The 15,560-nt window shown below is 68.4% G+C and carries 12 protein-coding genes, 1 tRNA gene and 1 pseudogene; 9 read left to right on the top strand and 5 right to left on the bottom strand.

Annotation, left to right across the window (positions count from 1 at the left end):
- The first annotated feature begins 79 nt into the window (after positions 1–79).
- From ccrA to TSB10P1A_RS08715, 3 genes are all read left to right on the top strand, one after another.
- Positions 80–1,375 carry a crotonyl-CoA carboxylase/reductase gene (gene ccrA / locus TSB10P1A_RS08725; RefSeq protein WP_186387533.1) on the top strand — a complete coding sequence of 432 codons (1,296 nt, stop codon included), beginning with the start codon at positions 80–82 and terminating at the stop codon, positions 1,373–1,375.
- A gap of 195 nt (positions 1,376–1,570) precedes the next feature.
- On the top strand, positions 1,571–2,092 hold the full coding sequence (locus tag TSB10P1A_RS08720; protein ID WP_208984348.1) for a CAP domain-containing protein: 522 nt from the start codon (positions 1,571–1,573) through the stop codon (positions 2,090–2,092).
- Between the two features lie 12 nt (positions 2,093–2,104).
- On the top strand, positions 2,105–3,745 hold the full coding sequence (locus TSB10P1A_RS08715) for an AMP-binding protein (RefSeq protein WP_186387532.1): 1,641 nt from the start codon (positions 2,105–2,107) through the stop codon (positions 3,743–3,745).
- A gap of 43 nt (positions 3,746–3,788) precedes the next feature.
- Here the strand turns inward: TSB10P1A_RS08715 and TSB10P1A_RS08710 are convergent, their stop codons facing one another.
- The 4 genes from TSB10P1A_RS08710 to TSB10P1A_RS08695 form a co-directional block, all read right to left on the bottom strand.
- Positions 3,789–5,084 (bottom strand): GNAT family N-acetyltransferase, encoded by a 1,296-nt coding sequence (locus TSB10P1A_RS08710; protein WP_186387531.1) that lies wholly within the window; start codon positions 5,082–5,084, stop codon positions 3,789–3,791.
- Between the two features lie 178 nt (positions 5,085–5,262).
- The gene (locus tag TSB10P1A_RS08705) at positions 5,263–6,642 is read right to left on the bottom strand and encodes a lipopolysaccharide biosynthesis protein (protein ID WP_208987051.1); all 1,380 of its coding nucleotides are present in this window, start codon (positions 6,640–6,642) and stop codon (positions 5,263–5,265) included.
- A 172-nt stretch (positions 6,643–6,814) separates the two neighbouring features.
- Positions 6,815–6,891 (bottom strand) — tRNA-Arg (locus tag TSB10P1A_RS08700).
- A 295-nt stretch (positions 6,892–7,186) separates the two neighbouring features.
- Positions 7,187–8,200 (bottom strand): AraC family transcriptional regulator, encoded by a 1,014-nt coding sequence (locus TSB10P1A_RS08695; RefSeq protein WP_186387530.1) that lies wholly within the window; start codon positions 8,198–8,200, stop codon positions 7,187–7,189.
- 179 nt (positions 8,201–8,379) lie between these two features.
- Here TSB10P1A_RS08695 and TSB10P1A_RS08690 point away from each other — a divergent pair, with 179 nt between their 5' ends.
- The 5 genes and pseudogenes from TSB10P1A_RS08690 to TSB10P1A_RS08670 all read left to right on the top strand — a co-directional run bounded on the left by TSB10P1A_RS08690 (position 8,380) and on the right by TSB10P1A_RS08670 (position 12,916).
- Positions 8,380–8,820, top strand: a complete 441-nt coding sequence (locus TSB10P1A_RS08690) for a cupin domain-containing protein (protein WP_186387529.1) — start codon at positions 8,380–8,382, stop codon at positions 8,818–8,820.
- Between the two features lie 188 nt (positions 8,821–9,008).
- Positions 9,009–9,863 (top strand): annotated as a pseudogene (locus TSB10P1A_RS08685) (alpha/beta hydrolase); the annotation flags it as partial.
- Between the two features lie 51 nt (positions 9,864–9,914).
- Positions 9,915–10,373 (top strand): cupin domain-containing protein, encoded by a 459-nt coding sequence (locus TSB10P1A_RS08680; RefSeq protein WP_186387893.1) that lies wholly within the window; start codon positions 9,915–9,917, stop codon positions 10,371–10,373.
- Entirely contained in the window at positions 10,370–11,605 is a 1,236-nt protein-coding gene (locus TSB10P1A_RS08675) for a flavin-dependent oxidoreductase (protein WP_186387528.1), read from the top strand. Before TSB10P1A_RS08680 ends, TSB10P1A_RS08675 begins: the two co-directional genes overlap by 4 nt.
- 123 nt (positions 11,606–11,728) lie before the next feature.
- Positions 11,729–12,916, top strand: coding sequence for an ABC transporter substrate-binding protein (locus TSB10P1A_RS08670; protein WP_244293052.1), 1,188 nt, complete (start codon positions 11,729–11,731; stop codon positions 12,914–12,916).
- Between the two features lie 108 nt (positions 12,917–13,024).
- Here TSB10P1A_RS08670 and TSB10P1A_RS08665 read toward each other — a convergent pair whose 3' ends face one another.
- Positions 13,025–13,690, bottom strand: a complete 666-nt coding sequence (locus tag TSB10P1A_RS08665; protein WP_186387527.1) for a hypothetical protein — start codon at positions 13,688–13,690, stop codon at positions 13,025–13,027.
- A gap of 314 nt (positions 13,691–14,004) precedes the next feature.
- On the opposite strand from TSB10P1A_RS08665, the gene TSB10P1A_RS08660 reads away from it, so the two are divergent.
- Positions 14,005–15,558 carry a radical SAM protein gene (locus tag TSB10P1A_RS08660; RefSeq protein WP_186387526.1) on the top strand — a complete coding sequence of 518 codons (1,554 nt, stop codon included), beginning with the start codon at positions 14,005–14,007 and terminating at the stop codon, positions 15,556–15,558.
- The last annotated feature ends 2 nt before the right edge of the window (positions 15,559–15,560 follow it).

The raw sequence follows: 15,560 nt of genomic DNA, 5'->3' as shown, positions 1-15,560 counted from the left end.
TCGTGTGGAGGACGGCGCCATAGCGGAGGCGGGGGGCGCTGTATCCGCGAAGGCTGACAAACGGGAGGATAACGGCAATATGGGCAGTGCTCAGCAGGCAAACGACAATCGCGAGGCGGAGGATCGCCCGGTGAAGGACCTTTACGAGATCGGTGAGATCCCGCCGCTCGGCCATGTGCCGAAGTCGATGTATGCCTGGGCGATCCGGCCGGATCGGCACGGGCCGCCGGAAGAGGCGATGAAGCTGGAAGTGGTTCCCACCTGGGAGCTCGACAGCAACGAGGTGCTGGTGCTGGTGATGGCCGCCGGCGTCAACTACAACGGCATCTGGGCCGGGCTCGGCGAGCCGATCTCGGTCTTCAAGGTGCACGACATGCCCTATCACATCGCCGGGTCGGATGCCTCGGGCATCGTCTGGGCGGTCGGATCCAAGGTGAAGCGCTGGAAGGTCGGCGACGAGGTCGTCGTCCATTGCAACCAGGACGACGGCGACGACGAGGAGTGCAACGGCGGCGACCCGATGTTCTCGCCAACCCAGCGGATCTGGGGCTACGAGACCCCGGACGGATCGTTCTCGCAGTTCTGCCGGGTGCAGTCGCAGCAGTTGATGCCGCGACCCCAGCACCTGACCTGGGAGGAGGCGGCCTGCTACACGCTGACGCTGGCGACCGCCTATCGCATGCTGTTCGGCCATGCACCGCACCAGTTGCGCCCCGGCCAGAACGTGCTGGTGTGGGGCGCCTCTGGCGGTCTCGGCGTCTTCGGCATCCAGCTTGCGGCGGCCGCCGACGCCAATGCCATCGGCATCATCTCCGACGAGGACAAGCGCGACTATGTGCTGTCGCTCGGCGCCAAGGGGGTGATCAACCGCAAGGACTTCAACTGTTGGGGCCAGATGCCCAAGGTCAACTCGCCCGAGTACAACGAGTGGCTGAAGGAGGCGCGACGCTTCGGCAAGGCGATCTGGGACATCACCGGCAAGGGCAACGATGTCGACATGGTGTTCGAGCATCCGGGCGAGGCGACCTTCCCGGTCTCCTGTCTGGTGGTCAAGCGCGGCGGCATGGTGGTGTTCTGCGCCGGCACGACCGGCTTCAACCTGACCTTCGACGCCCGCTATGTCTGGATGCGGCAGAAGCGCATCCAGGGGTCGCATTTCGCCCATCTCAAGCAGGCCTCGGAAGCCAACAAGGCGGTGATGGACCGGCGCATCGATCCCTGCATGAGCGAGGTCTTCCCCTGGGAGGACATCCCGCGCGCCCATACCAAGATGTGGAAGAACCAGCATGCTCCCGGCAACATGGCGGTGCTGGTCTGCGCGCCGACCACCGGTCTTCGCAGCTTCGAGGATGTGCTGGCGGCCAGCAAGGCCTGAACCGGCGGTCGCCTCCTGCCCCGCCGCGGAACGTCTCTCGCGGCGGGGCATCAACGCTTTCTCAAGGGGCCGGGCCTATCCTTGCGCGACAGACCATGTGCGTCATGGTCGGACGACGTGAGCAAAGCGGCGCCGCGCGGCCGCCGCCTTTCGTTTTTCCTCGCCCCGCGCCGCGCGGGACGTTATGAGGACTGCATGATCTCTTGGTTCCGTTTCGGGTGTGTCGCCCTTGTCGGGCTGCTCGCCGCCGCCTGCATGCCGGAGCGCGAAGGCGTCGTTCCGCCCTATTACCGGGATCTTGCCCGGGTCGACGCCTCCGTCGACGCGGCTTCGGCGCAGCAGATGATCTCCAGCTACCGCCAGTCGAACGGCGCCGGCCTGCTGATGGTCGATCCGGTCCTGATGCAGGCGGCGCAGAAGCAGGCGATCGCCATGGCGCGTGCCGAGGACGTGAGGGCGTCGCTGGAGCCGGGCAACAGCCTGGCCACGCGGCTTGCCGTCGCCGGCGAGGGCAAGACCTACGCGGTCGAAAATGTCAGCGCCGGCTACCGGACGATCGCCGAGGCGTTTTCCGGCTGGCGCGATTCGCCCAAGCACAATGCGGTGATGCTCGACGGCAAGGCCACCCGCATGGGCATCGCCACGGCCTATGCCGCCGGGTCCCGACACAAGGTGTACTGGTCGCTGGTGCTTGCCGGGCCGGCCGGCCAGCCCTAAGTCCGTCAACCGATGCTTGAGCGCGCCGACAGCTACGAGGCTCTCGTTTCCGGATTCCGCTGGCGGATCCCGGCGCGCTACAACATCGCCGACGCCGCCTGCAGTGCCTTCGCCGCCCGTGAGCCGGGGCGCGAGGCACTGTTGCATCTTCGCGAGGACGGCAGCCTCGAACGCTGGACCTATGGCTGGCTGGAGGAGATTTCCTCCAGGCTTGCCAATGGCTTGCGGGCACAGGGACTCGCGCGCGGTGACCGTGTGGCGCTGCTGCTGCCGCAGTCGCCACAGACGTTGCTCAGCCATCTTGCGGTCTACAAGCTCGGCGCCATCGCGGTGCCGCTGGCAAACCTCTTCGGCGTCGACGCGCTGCGCTACCGGCTCGCCGACAGCGGCGCGGCGGCGATCGTTACCGACAGCGCCGGCCTCGCCAAGATCGCGGAGATCCGGGACGAGCTAGGCGCGCTGAGGCTTCTCGTCTGCACCGATGGCGCGGCGCCTGGGGCCCTGTGCTTCGACACGCTGATCGAGAAGGGCTCGGCCTCCTTCGACGGCGCGGCGACCGGGCCGGACGATCCGGCGATGATGATCTACACCTCCGGTACGACGGGACAGCCGAAGGGTGCGCTGCATGGCCACCGGGTGCTGGCCGGGCATCTGCCGGGGATCCAGATGGCGCATGAATTCCTGCCGCAGCGGGGAGATCTGTTCTGGACGCCGGCCGACTGGGCCTGGGCGGGCGGGCTGCTCAATGCGCTGCTGCCGGCGCTGACGCTCGGCGTTCCGGTCGTTTCCTACCGCTTCGAGAAGTTCGATCCCGAGCGGGCTTTCGCGCTGCTGGCACGGTTTTCCGTCCGCAATGCCTTCATCCCGCCGACGGCGCTGAAGATGATGCGGGCGGTGGCCGATCCTCGCGCCCGCTTCGACTTGTCCTTGAGGACAATCGGCTCGGCCGGCGAGGCGCTGGGCCGCGAGACCTATGACTGGGCGCGCGAGGACCTCGGCCTCACCGTCAATGAATTCTATGGCCAGACCGAGTGCAACGCGGTGCTGGCCTCCTGCGCGGGGCTCGGTGTCAGCCGCGCGGGGGCGATCGGCAAGCCGGTGCCCGGCCACGAGGTCGCGGTGATAGGCGAGGACGGCCGCGCGCTGGCGCCGGGCGTGCAGGGCCAGATCGCCGTGCGCCGGCCCGACCCGGTGATGTTCCTGCGCTACTGGGGACAGGACGAGGCGACCGTTTCGAAATTCATCGGCGACTGGATGACCACCGGCGACCAGGGCGTCGCCGACGAGGACGGCTATGTCCATTTCGTCGGCCGCGACGACGACATCATCACCTCGGCCGGCTACCGCATCGGCCCGGGCGAGATCGAGGACTGCCTGCTGGCGCATCCGGCCGTGGCGCTCGCCGCCGCCGTCGGCAAGCCGGATCCGCTGCGCACCGAGATCGTCAAGGCCTTCATCGTGCCGGCCGCCGGGGTCACGCCCGACGCGGCGCTGGAGACGGAGATCCGCGACCATGTGCGCACGCGCCTGTCGGCGCACGAATATCCCCGCGAGATCGCCTTTGTCGACGCCTTGCCGCTGACCACCACCGGCAAGGTGATACGCCGGTTGCTGCGGGAGGATATTCCGACCGCGCTGGAGGCGGACGAATAGGCGGCGCCGGCTTTCATGATGCCCGCGCTGTAACGTCGCCGTCTCAGTCCCTGCCGATCTTGCCGTCTCGGGGGCGAATCCTGCGCAGGCGGGCGAGCGCGGCGCGCGCCAGCCGCCGCAGGTGGCTGTCGGCGGCGATGTCGAGACGGACAAGGGCGCCGCGCAGGGCGCCGGCCGGCCCCTTCGAGACCACCAGCGTGGCATAGGGAACCGTGCCGCGCCACAGCGGCGCGATCATCGGATGATCGGGAATGGCAAGGGAATCGGTGTCGGAGACCCCGGCCTCGTCGAGCGTGCGGCGCATGGTCCGGCGGGCGAGCTGCGCCCCCGGCGAAAAGCGCGCCAGACGCTCGTCATGAGCGATCTTCCAGGCAAACACCCGGTCGCGGTCGCGAACCGTCACCAGCATGGCGGCGGGCACCCCGTCCGCCTCCAGCGTGTCGATGCGGATCTGCCCGCGCGCGGCCATGGCCGAGACGAAGGCGCGGGCGAAGGCGGCGCGTTCGGGCCGGCAGGCCAGCGCCGTGCCTCGCCGCCCCTTCCAGCCGGAAGCCTCCAGGGCAAGGAACCGCTCGAAGGCGGCCTCGACCTCTTGCGCCGTCGACAGGCTTTCGAAGCGGCCGGGCGGATGCGCTTCCTGCAGCCGGCGCAATTGCCGCTCGAGCGTCTTGCGGCGGCGCGTGCCGATCAGGCGGAACTGCTCCTCGCCGGCCGGGCCGGCGGCATGTCCGGCGCGCATCCCGGGCGCCGTCCGGGCGACATGCCAGCCGCTTTCCCGCGCCAGGGCGTCGAACACGCCGGCGACCGGCCCGTCGGTGCGCAGCCAGGGAAACAGCAGGGTCGAGGCGCCGAAGGCGCGCGCCGCCGCGTCCAGCAGCAGCGCCAGGGCGGCGGGGCCGGCGGCAGGGGCCAGAAGCGGCGTGCCGAGCGGTCCGTAGTCGCCGGCGCAGGCGGAGGTCACCGGAACGGCGAGGCCGGCACGGCGGCGGTGGAACGGGACGAGGGCGAGAAAGGCACCGTCCGCCTCGTCGCGCACGGCGAGGAGGGCCGCCTCGCCGATTTTCATATGGGCGAGATAGGGCAGCAGGAAATCGGGGCCGAAAAACGGGTTGGGCTCCAGCGCGGTCTCGGCGAGCGCCCGCCATTGCGCCAGATGGGCGGCGGCCTCGGCGGGGGAAAAGAGGAGGGCGCTCATCGCCCGCTCCGGCCGGATCTCGGCAGGCGCACCAGGGGCGGGAGTGCGGGGATCCTTGCGGCGGCGCGCGGGGATTTCCAGGGCGCGCAGGGCCGGCCCGCCCGAGCGCGCGCTGCTTGCCCTGCTGTTCTCGGCGATCGCCATGCCGGTTCCTTCGGCCGCCGGCCCGGCGCGCCCGACCCATCGCGGGGGCAGTCGCCGGCAGCACGCCCGGAAGATGCCACAGGACGCGGGCAATTGAACCCGTTTCGTTGATAACTGGTTAACCTTGCGGGGATTTGGGCGAAGGCTCTGGCACGGCGGCCAGGCCATGCGGTGCGGCTCACGGTGCGGTCCGGCCCGGTCTGGCGCCGAGGATAAACGGATCGACGCCCAGATGCCGGCGGGCCTGATGACGCAGGGCGCCGGCCTCGAAGACCATGGCGGCGGCGGTGGCGATGGCCGCGCCATCGATCCCGAGCAGCGGGATCAGCGTGACGTTGAGCGCGATATTGATAGAAAAAGCAAGGACATAGGTCCGCGCGCAGCGGCCCTGCTGGTCGGCCATGGTCAGCAGGGCGTCGGCGGGGCCGACGGAGGCGCGGGCGAGGACGCCGGCGAGCAGGATGAGCATCGCGGGATAACCGGCGAGGAAGCCGGGGCCGAACAGCGACAGCAGCAGGGGCCCGGCCGGCACCAAGAGGGCGCACAGGGCCAGGGTCGGCCAGAAGGTCCAGCGGGCGGTGTCGTGGACAAAGCTGCCGAGCTCGTCGCGCGAGCCGCCGTGGTAGAGACGGGAATAGCGGTGGGCGCTGGCCGAGCGCACGGCGAAATAGACGAAATGGGCAAGCGCCGGCGTCTTGGAGGCGGCGAAATAGATCGCCACCTGCTGCGGGCTCTCCCACAGGCTGACCATGACCACATCGGCGCTGGTGATCAGTTGGAAGAAACCCTCGACCAGCAGGATCGGCAGCGAGAGGCGCAGCCAGTCGCGATAGGTCCAGTCGCCGCGCGCCGGGCGGGCGCCGGGCTCGCGCGGCAGGGCGCGGGACAGCACCAGCATCTGGGCGAGCGTTACTCCCCAAGTGGCGAGGATGGTGACGATGCAGGCATTGGTCGCGGTCGCCGGGATGCCGGCGAAGGCGGCGGCGGCGAGGCCGACGAGGATAGCCAGCGGCCGCCAGATGAAGGTCGGCAGCATTGCCAGCAGCGGCCAGTCATGGGCGCGGGCGATGCCGTCCTGGATGCTGCCGATGGTGAACAGCGGCAGGCAGACGGCGCCGAGCGCCAGCGGCAGCACGTAATGCGAGGCGATCAGGTCGCCGGCCAGCCACACCGCAAGGATGCCGGCAAGGGCGATGCCGGTGGCGGCGAGCCCGCCGGCGAGCCGGCTGCCGACCAGCAGGGCGCTGAGCCGGCCGTGCCGGCCCTGTGCCCGGTATTCGGGGATAAGCCGCAGCACGGAGGACGAGAAGCCGAGCGGGGCGAAGACGCCGAGCACCACCACCAGCGTCCAGACCACGACATAGATGCCGTATTCGTATCCCCCCATCAGCCGGGCCAGGATCACCTGCATGGCATAGGCGAGAACGGCGCCGAGAACGCGGATCGCGAACACGGTGAGCGCCATGCGCTGGGCGCGGGAGGCGTCCGGTTCGCCCTTCAGGATCTCCTCGCAACGGGCAAGCAGCGGCTGCGCGCGCGAAAACAGGGCGGCGGGCAAGATCCTTTCGGCCCATGTCACTGGCGACAGGCGCAACGCCGGGAACTCCTCTGCGGTCGACCGGGAAACCCTACCCGGTGAGGCTTAATATTCCGTACGGGTTGTTGCGGGGACAGCCAGGGGCCGGCCACGCGTCCGGGACGGTCGATCGGGAGGGGAGAAGATCAAAAGCTGGTGATCCCGACAGGATTCGAACCTGTGACCCTCAGATTAGGAATCTGATGCTCTATCCTGCTGAGCTACGGGACCATGCTTGCCGGTGCGGCGGGGAAAACCACGTTTCCCGCCGCGCTTGATAGCAAACTGACGTCAAAAATCAATTTGATTGCGCGCCGGGGACAGGACGAGGGCGCAGGAGCGCGCAGCCGCGGAACGCCGCGAAACAGCAGGGGGACCCGGCGGGGACAAGCGATCGCGGGATTTTGCGCGAATTTGCGCGGAATTTTGCAAAATTCCGTCTCAATCTCGCAGAATTTTGATTTTTCCGTCTCAATTCCGGCGCTCACCGCGCGCCCGCTGCATGGGGATACGCGCGTTCCGGCGCTCAGGCGCCGACCGGGGACAAGCTCCGCCGCGCGCTCGGCGAGTGACCGAAGCGCTGCTTGTAGTCGCGCGAGAAGCGCCCGAGATGGGAGAATCCGCAGGAGAAGGCTGCCTCGGTGACGCTGGGCGCGTCGCGATGGGCGATGAGCTGGTAATGGGCGGTGTCGAGGCGGGCATTGCGCAGCACCTGCATGGGGGACAGGCCGAAGACCCGCTGGAAGCCCTTCTGCAGGGTGCGGACATTGATGCCGGCGGCGCGGGCGATGTCGGCGAGCGTGATCGGCTCGGCGAGATTGGCATGGATGTAGTCGAGCGCCAGGCGGATCGCGCGGGGGCGCGCCTGGCCGTCGGCGCGCTCGATGATATGGCTGATGTTGCTGCGCTGGAGCATCAACAGCGCATGGGCGAGGTCGTGCTCGGCGCGCAGGTCGCGGCCGCCGAGCGGGCGCTGGAACAGGTGGCCTCCCTCCGCCGCCTCGAGGCAGGCGGCGACGACGCGGTGCAACTGGCGACCTTGCGGCGAGGCGAGGTCGACCGTCATGTCGAACCGCACCGGGCCGGGCAGCGGCGCCCCGACAAGGTCGCGCGCCACCTCCTCCAGATGCGCCCGGTTGATCTGCACCAGGATCTTGCTGGTGTCCTCGCCCCAGTGCAGCCGGGCGGGGCGGTCGGGATTGAGGACCGCCGCCGCCACCGCCGGCGTCGCCGTCATGTCCTCGCCGCGATGCTGGATGCGGGTGCGGCCCGACAGCGGGATGTGCAGGAGGTAGAAGGACTCCAGCAGGCCCGGCTCGACGGTGACCTCGGTGCCATAGGACAGATAGTTGAGCGACAGGTTGCGCCCCTGCACCGCGTTGTGGCGCACGCTGAGGCTGGCGCGGCGGTCGCCGAGCTCCAGCCGATGGTCGCAAAGCTTCTGGCTGACGCGGTGGCGCGCCTCGTCGAGGTCGCTGGTGCGCAGCAGCGGATGGCGCGCGAAATACTCCCGCGCCGGAAAAATGCGTTCGGCAGTCATGGTGTCCCCCGGGGGATCAGGGTCCCGACCGGGTGATCAACGCAAGTTCCCGGCGATATTTCAAGTCTAAAAGAGTTGCCGCAAGAGAGGTTCGTTTTCTGGATAAGGGTTTTTGCGGTTCCGGTGCAGGCTCGGCTGAACAAAACGCAAAAAAACCCTGTCCAGACGGAGCCTCGACAATGCAACCTGGCGTGACAAAGGCCGATACCGGTCTCAACGGACATTCCTGGACCGTGGTCGGGCACACTTATGTGCCCAAGCTGAAGAGCGAAGACGCCTTCATCTGGCACGCGACGATCCCGGACGGGACCTTCGTGCCGCCGCATATCCACCCGACCCAGGACGAATGGATCTACCTGATCGAGGGCAATCTGGAGGTCGAGTTCGGCGCGGAGGTGGTGCGGGCCGGGCCGGGCGACACGGTGCGCATGCCGATGGGCGTCGCCCACGGCATCTTCAACCGCTCGGGCAAAACGGCGCGCTGCGTCTTCGGCGTGTCGCCGACGCGCAAGCTCTACGAATTGTTCATGGTGCTGGACGGGGTCACCGATCCGGCCGAGCTGGTGCGCCTGTCGGCCCTGCATGAGGTGGACTTCCTGCCGCCGCCGGAGGCCGCCTGACCACAGGCCCGGCCGCAGGCATGCCGGGCGAGAGAGCGGGCGGCGTGCTGCGCCACCTGATCGCCCGCCTGAAAGCCCGCCTGAAAGCCCGGCTTATCCGCCCGTCGGCGGGACGCCTGATCGGCCCGCCGCAGGCGGAGCCGCCGCGCCCGCCGCAGTCTTCCCCCGAGATCCAAGACCCGAGACCGATGCCCCTGCTGCCCCCCGCCCGAGACTGGGACGACGCCTTCGCCAACATGGCCCATGTGGCAAACTCGCACGAACTGCCCGGCTTCTGGTCGGGGCGTGCGGCCGACTACCGCGCCGCCCTGCAGGCGGCCGGCCACCGGCTCGACCTCGACATTGCCTATGGCGCGCATTCGCGCGAGGCCCATGGCGCGCATCCGCGCGAGGTCTATGACATCGTCTGGCCGCAAGGGACGCCGCGCGGCCTCGCCGTCTTCGTGCATGGCGGCTACTGGATGCGGCTCGACAAGTCCTACTGGACCGACTTTGCCGAAGGGGCGCGGGCGCGCGGCTGGGCCGTGTGCCTGCCGAGCTACACCTTGACCCCCGAGGCGCGCATCTCGCAGATCACCGGCCAGATCGCCCTCGCCATCGCCCATGCGGCGGCGCGGGTGGAGGGGCCGATCCGCCTGTCGGGCCATTCGGCCGGCGGCCATCTGGTGACCCGCATGATCTGCGCCGACAGCCCGCTGGAGGCGGGGGTGCGCAACCGCATCGAGCACACGCTGTCGATCAGCGGCCTGCACGACCTGCGGCCGCTGCTGCACACGGGGATGAACGACACGCTGCATCTCGACCTTGCCGAGGCGCGGGCCGAAAGCGCCGTGCTCGCCGAGCCGGGGCTGGCGGCGCCCCTGACCTGCTGGGTCGGCGGCGGCGAGCGGCCCGAATTCATCCGCCAGGCGAAGCTGCTCGCCGACATCTGGGGCGGGCTCGACGTGCCGGCGCGGGCCCATGTCGACGGCAACCACAATCATTTCACGGTGCTGGAGGGGCTCAAGGACCCGGCATCGCCGATCACCGACGCCTTTGTCGGCTCCCCGGCGGGAGCAGCAAGCGCGCGCCAGACAGAACGGAGAACGAGTGCGATGGAGCCCGGTATCGTCAAGTCCCGCGAGAGCCTGGACCAGATCCGCTGGAACATCCTGGGCCAGACCTATGTGCCCAAGCAGATGACCGAGGAATGCTTCTCCTGGCACGCGACGCTGCCGCCCGGCACTTTCGTGCCGCCGCATATCCACCCGGACCAGGACGAGTTCCTCTATATCCTGGAAGGGCGCTTCACCTTCCTGCTGGACGGCAAGGAGGTGATCGGCGAGCCGGGCGACCTGGTCAAGCTGCCGCGCGGTATCCCGCACGGGATCTTCAACAAGTCGGACAGCACCATCAAGACGCTGTTCTGGGTGACGCCGACGCTGCAGCTCTACGATCTGTTCTGGGCGCTGCACACGATGGGCGAGGGCGCAGATCCGGCCGAGATCGTCGCGGTCTCCGCCGCCCATGCCATCGATTTCCTGCCGCCGGAAGACGCCGGAGCGGGACAATGACCGTCCTCATCGCGGGCGCCGGCATCGGCGGGCTGACCACCGCGTTGATGCTGCATCAGCGCGGCATCAAGGTGCAGGTGGTGGAACAGGCGCCGCAGGTGCGCGAGGTCGGCGTCGGTATCAACACGCTGCCGCATTCGATCGAGGAGCTGGCCGGGCTGGACCTGCTGGACCGGCTGGACGAGGTGGGGCTGAGGACCCGCGAGCTGCGCTACCTGACCCGGCAGGGGCAGGAAGTGTGGCGCGAGCTGCGCGGCCTGCATGCCGGCCACAAGTTCCCGCAATTCTCGATCCATCGCGGCCGGCTGCAGAAGGTGCTCTACGACGCGGCGTGCGAGCGGATGGGCGAGGGCGCGGTGCTGACCGGGCTGCGGCTCTCCGGCTTCGTGCAGGACGAGGCCGGCGTCACGGCGCATTTCACCGATGCGGCGGAGGGCCTCGCCTCGCGCACCCTGCGCGGCGAGGTGCTGATCTGCGCCGACGGCATCCACAGCGTCGGGCGCAAGCGCTTCTACCCCAACGAGGGGCCGCCGAGCTGGGCCGGTGTCGTGATGTGGCGCGGGGCGGCGGAATGGCCGGTGTGGGAAGACGGCGAGACCATGGCGATCGCCGGCGGCTTGGGGGCCAAGCTGGTGCTCTACCCGATCGCCCCGGCCAGCGACGGCCGGCAGTTGATGAACTGGGTGGTCAATGTGCGCGTTGCCGACGGCTCGGTGTCGCCGCCGCCGCCCGAAAGCTGGTCGCGCCAGGCGCCGCTGTCGCGGGTGCTGCCCTATGCAAGGCGCTTCACGGTCCCCGGCTTCGACGTCGAGGCCCTGGTGCGGGCCAGCGGCACGGTCTTCGAATATCCGATGGCGGACCGCGACCCGCTGCCGCGCTGGACCCATGGCCGGGTGACGCTGCTCGGCGATGCGGCGCACCCGATGTATCCGGTCGGCTCCAACGGGGCGGCGCAGGCGATCCTCGACGCCAGGTGCCTGGCCGACCACATGGCGGCGGCCGAGCATCCGCGCGAGGCGCTGTACCGCTACGAGGAAGAGCGGCTGCCGAAGACGGCGGAGGTGGTGCGCACCAACCGGCGCGGCGGGCCGGAGCGGGTGATCGACGAGGTGGAGCGGCTGAGCCCGCGCCGCTTCGACCATATCGACGATGTGCTGTCTTACGAGGACCGCAAGGCGATCGTCGAGGGTTACGCCAGGATGGCGGGCTTTGCCGCGCGCAAGGCCGGCTGAGGGCCGCGGCGCACAACAAGACCGGTGGACGGGAGACCGGCAGGACTGTCGGCGGGCAAGGGCGCTGCGCGCCCTGAGGCCGCCAGAGGCACATCGACCCCGACACGGGGCGAGAAGAGGGGAATGATCATGACTTGCACGTGGACACGCAAACTGACCGGACTTGCCGCCGGCGTCGCGCTGGGCGCCTTGACGAGCTCGGCGGCCTGGGCGCAGGACATCAAGATCGGCATGGTGGTGACGCTGTCGGGCCCGCCGGCCGCGCTCGGCCAGCAGATCGTCGACGGCTTCCGGCTGGCGCTGGAGCAGAACGGCGGCCAGCTCGGCGGCCAGCCGGTCAACCTGATCGTCGAGGACGACGAGCTGAAGCCGGACGTGGCGCTGCTGAAGGCACGCTCGCTGCTGGAGCGCGAGAAGGTCGACTTCGTCGTCGGCACCGTGTTCTCCAACATGCTGCAGGCGATCTTCAAGCCGGTGGTGGAGGCTGAGACCTTCCTGATCAGCCCGAATGCCGGTCCCTCGACCTTTGCCGGGCGCAACTGCAACCCGTATTTCTTCGTCACCTCCTACCAGAACAACCAGCCGGCCGAAGTCAGCGGCATGATCGCCGTCGAGGAGGGGTTCCAGAACGTCTTCGCCATGGTGCCGAACTACCAGGCCGGCAAGGACAATGTCGAAGGCTTCAAGCAGACCTTCTCGGGCACGCTGGCGGACGAGGTCTATACTCCGCTCGGCCATCAGGACTTCTCCGCCGAGATCGCCCGCATTTCCACCTCGGGCGCCGATGCGCTGTTCGCCTTCATGCCGGGCGGCATGGGCGTGCGGCTGGTCAAGCAGTTCGACGCGGCGGGCCTCTCCGACAAGATGAAGTTCCTCTCGGTCTTCACCACGGACGAGTCCACGCTGCCGGGCCAGCAGGACGCCGCGGTCGGCTTCCTGTCGGCCGGATCCTGGGCGCCGGATCTCGACAACGAGACCAACACGGCCTTCGTCGCCGCCTTCGAGGAGAAATACGGCTATGTGCCGGGCTCCTACGCTGCCCAGTCCTATGACGCGGCGCTGCTGATCGCCAGCGCGCTGGAGAAGACCGGCGGCAAGACGGACGACAAGGCGGCGATGCGCGCGGCGCTGGAGGCGGCCGAGTTTTCCTCGGTGCGCGGCAAGTTCTCCTTCAACACCAACCACTATCCGATCCAGGACTTCCACATGCTGACGGTGGTGAAGCGGGACGACGGCAAATACGCCACGTCCTTCGTGCGCAAGGTGGTGGAGGACTACAAGGACAGCCTGGCCCAGGACTGCAAGATGTAAGCAGCTTCCGCCGGCCCTTCCGGCGGGGATGGCGACTGGCGCGCGCGGGCTGTATGGTTCGCGCGCGTTTTTTTGGGGGGGCGGCTGAGGGAACTGCGCCGGCCAAACTCAGTCGAAGACGACCGGGCATCGGACGAGGTGCCAGTCCCTCGACAGGCGTTGCTGATCGAGGGCGCGCTTCAACCGGTCGCTTATGAAGAAGTGCTTGTAAATCGACTTGTCCCACCAGATGTCCGGCCCGTGGAGCGCGCTTTCCGAGAAGAACAGCAGTGGCGGCCGTGAATGAACGATATCAATGCGCCATCTCCCTTGCGACATCGCATCGATGCCCTCCTTGTCGGATCGCTCCTGCAGAAAGGCGTCCTTTCTGTTGCCCTGGCTCAGATAGAAGAACGCGCCCGGCATCAAGGTCTTGCCGTCCGGATGCCACAGGCGCACGGGATAGAGCGCGCCTTCGCCCATGTCGAAGCTTCGCACCACCTCGGCGCTTTCGCCCGCCAGGAAAATGAAACCATTGGAGAAGATCTGCGGTGCCGGCTGTTCGTGCGCCGGTGGATAGTGCTTGGGACGCGGATAGTTTTCGGTTGGGAAGCGGTCCTGCGGCAGGAACCATCCGACTTTTGTTTGCCTGATGGATATCAGGATCGGTTCGGGCACTCTGCCATCGTTTTCGAAACTTTCGGCGGGCAACCAAGCCCGAACATTTTCGCTGAGATCATGCCCCTGAACGAGCCAGATGCACGGCTCACTTGGGTGTCCGCCGTCCGCGCCCATTGGGCCTCCCCCGCTTCCGTTGCCTGCCAGTTTCCCGTCTTCATATACGAGGGGGTGTCGGTGCAACCAGCCGGAATTTTCCCGGTCGGGTTATATCGATGCGCCCGTGGCGGCTCGCCGGCTGCGCGGCGCCGATCGCCGGCGCCATCCTGCCGCCGGCCGCGTGGGGGCGGGAACTGCCGAAAGACCAAAGGGATAGGGCGGTGCGCTGAAGGGGCGGGCTGCGAAAAACATGCCCCGCCCCCTGACGAATCCCGAGCGTGTCATATATGATGTGCGGTGCCACCTGGGGGGCGGCGAGAATCAGGACGCCGATGGACGTATATCTCATCGCTCCATTGCCGGATTTCGGCAGTGAGGCGCTCGTGGCCGACAAGGTGCTGAACATCGACGAGCGCTATGCCCTGCTGGCCTCGGCGGGGATCACCACCGTCGCGGCGCTGCTGGACGGCGATTTCAACATCCGGCTGTGCGACGAGATGATCGAGGAGGTCGATTTCGACGACCCGTCCGGCGTCGTCGCCATCAGCATGAACGTCTCCCAGGCCGCCCGCGGCATCGAGATCGCCCGCCGGTTCCGCGCCATGGGGCGGCGCGTGATCATGGGCGGTCCGCATGTGTCGCTGGCCCCCGGCGAGTTCGACGGCGAGGCGGACAGCCTGATCATCGGCGAGTTCGAGACCGTAGCAAGCGAGGTGAGCCGCGACCTTCTCGCCGGCGCCCTGAAGCCGCGTTACCTGTGCGGCCAGGCCGATCTCGGACGCTCGCCGGTGCCGCGCTGGGATCTCTACCGCAACGACCGGGCGATCAGCGGCGTGATCCAGACCAGCCGCGGCTGCCCGTTCGAATGCAGCTTCTGCGACGTGATCCAGTATCTCGGCCGGGTGCAGCGGCACAAGCCGATCGAGAACGTGCTGGCCGAAGCGCAGGTGCTCTATGATCTCGGCTATCGCAGCATCAACCTGTCGGACGACAATTTCACCGTCCACCGCAAAAAATCCCGCGTCCTGCTGGAAGGGCTTGCCGGCTGGAACGGGCGCGACGGCCGCCAGCCGGTCCAGTTCGCCACCCAGGCCTCGATCGACCTGTCGCGCGATGCGGAACTGATCGAGCTGTGCAACAGGGCCGGGCTGCGCGACATCTTCGTCGGCATCGAGACCAGCAACGAGGAGGCGCTGAAGGAGGTCAAGAAGCGCCAGAACCTGCGCCGGGACCTCGTCGCCGAGATCAGCCGCATCGTCGCCGGCGGGCTGACGGTGACCGGCGGCATGATGGTCGGCTTCGACCACGACGACCTGGGGTGCTTCGAGCGCCAGTTCGAATTCGGCATGGCCCTGCCGGTCGTCAACCTGCGGGTGTCGGTGCTGGTCGCCCCGATCGCCACCCCGCTCTACGAGAAGATGGCGGCCGAAGGCCGGCTCTTCCGCGACAACACCAATTTTCCAGGCGGCGACCTGTGGACCAATATCGAGCCGCGGCAGATGACCCGCCGCCAACTGGCCGAGGGCGCCATCTGGCTGGTCGAGGCGCTGCACGAGCCGGACAACGCGATCAAGCGCTTCGAGCACCTTTCCGCGATCCTTGCCCCGCCGCCGGAGCATCTGCGCGCGAGCGATCACATCGTGACGCCCGGCAAGGGCGCCTCCGGCGTGCTGCGGCTGCTGCGGCAGGCGGCCAGGGACCCGCGGGCGCGCCGCGTCATCGACGCCGTCAACGACCTGTCGCACCAGCGCCCCGAGATTGCGCGCGACCTGTCGTCCGCGCTTGCCATCTTCCTCAATTCCTTCACCTCGCTTGGTCGGCTGTCGCAGCAGGACAGCCGGCGGATCCGGCTGGACCGCGAAGCGCCGCTCGCGCAGCCGGCCTGACC

This window comes from Stappia sp. TSB10P1A (assembly GCF_900185725.1).
In the GTDB taxonomy this organism is placed as follows: Bacteria; Pseudomonadota; Alphaproteobacteria; order Rhizobiales; family Stappiaceae; genus Stappia.
This window is presented reverse-complemented; position numbering and strand designations above follow the sequence as displayed.

Bases quoted from the DNA above. Each gene is read 5' to 3' on its own strand.
- TSB10P1A_RS08715 (WP_186387532.1), top strand. From the start codon at position 2,105: ATGCTTGAGCGCGCCGACAGCTACGAGGCTCTCGTTTCCGGATTCCGC.
- TSB10P1A_RS08680 (WP_186387893.1), top strand. From the start codon at position 9,915: ATGGAGCCCGGTATCGTCAAGTCCCGCGAGAGCCTGGACCAGATCCGC.
- TSB10P1A_RS08710 (WP_186387531.1), bottom strand. From the start codon at position 5,084: ATGGCGATCGCCGAGAACAGCAGGGCAAGCAGCGCGCGCTCGGGCGGG.
- TSB10P1A_RS08690 (WP_186387529.1), top strand. From the start codon at position 8,380: ATGCAACCTGGCGTGACAAAGGCCGATACCGGTCTCAACGGACATTCC.
- TSB10P1A_RS08665 (WP_186387527.1), bottom strand. From the start codon at position 13,690: ATGGGCGCGGACGGCGGACACCCAAGTGAGCCGTGCATCTGGCTCGTT.
- TSB10P1A_RS08670 (WP_244293052.1), top strand. From the start codon at position 11,729: ATGATCATGACTTGCACGTGGACACGCAAACTGACCGGACTTGCCGCC.
- ccrA (WP_186387533.1), top strand. From the start codon at position 80: ATGGGCAGTGCTCAGCAGGCAAACGACAATCGCGAGGCGGAGGATCGC.
- TSB10P1A_RS08660 (WP_186387526.1), top strand. From the start codon at position 14,005: ATGGACGTATATCTCATCGCTCCATTGCCGGATTTCGGCAGTGAGGCG.
- TSB10P1A_RS08675 (WP_186387528.1), top strand. From the start codon at position 10,370: ATGACCGTCCTCATCGCGGGCGCCGGCATCGGCGGGCTGACCACCGCG.
- TSB10P1A_RS08695 (WP_186387530.1), bottom strand. From the start codon at position 8,200: ATGACTGCCGAACGCATTTTTCCGGCGCGGGAGTATTTCGCGCGCCAT.
- TSB10P1A_RS08720 (WP_208984348.1), top strand. From the start codon at position 1,571: ATGATCTCTTGGTTCCGTTTCGGGTGTGTCGCCCTTGTCGGGCTGCTC.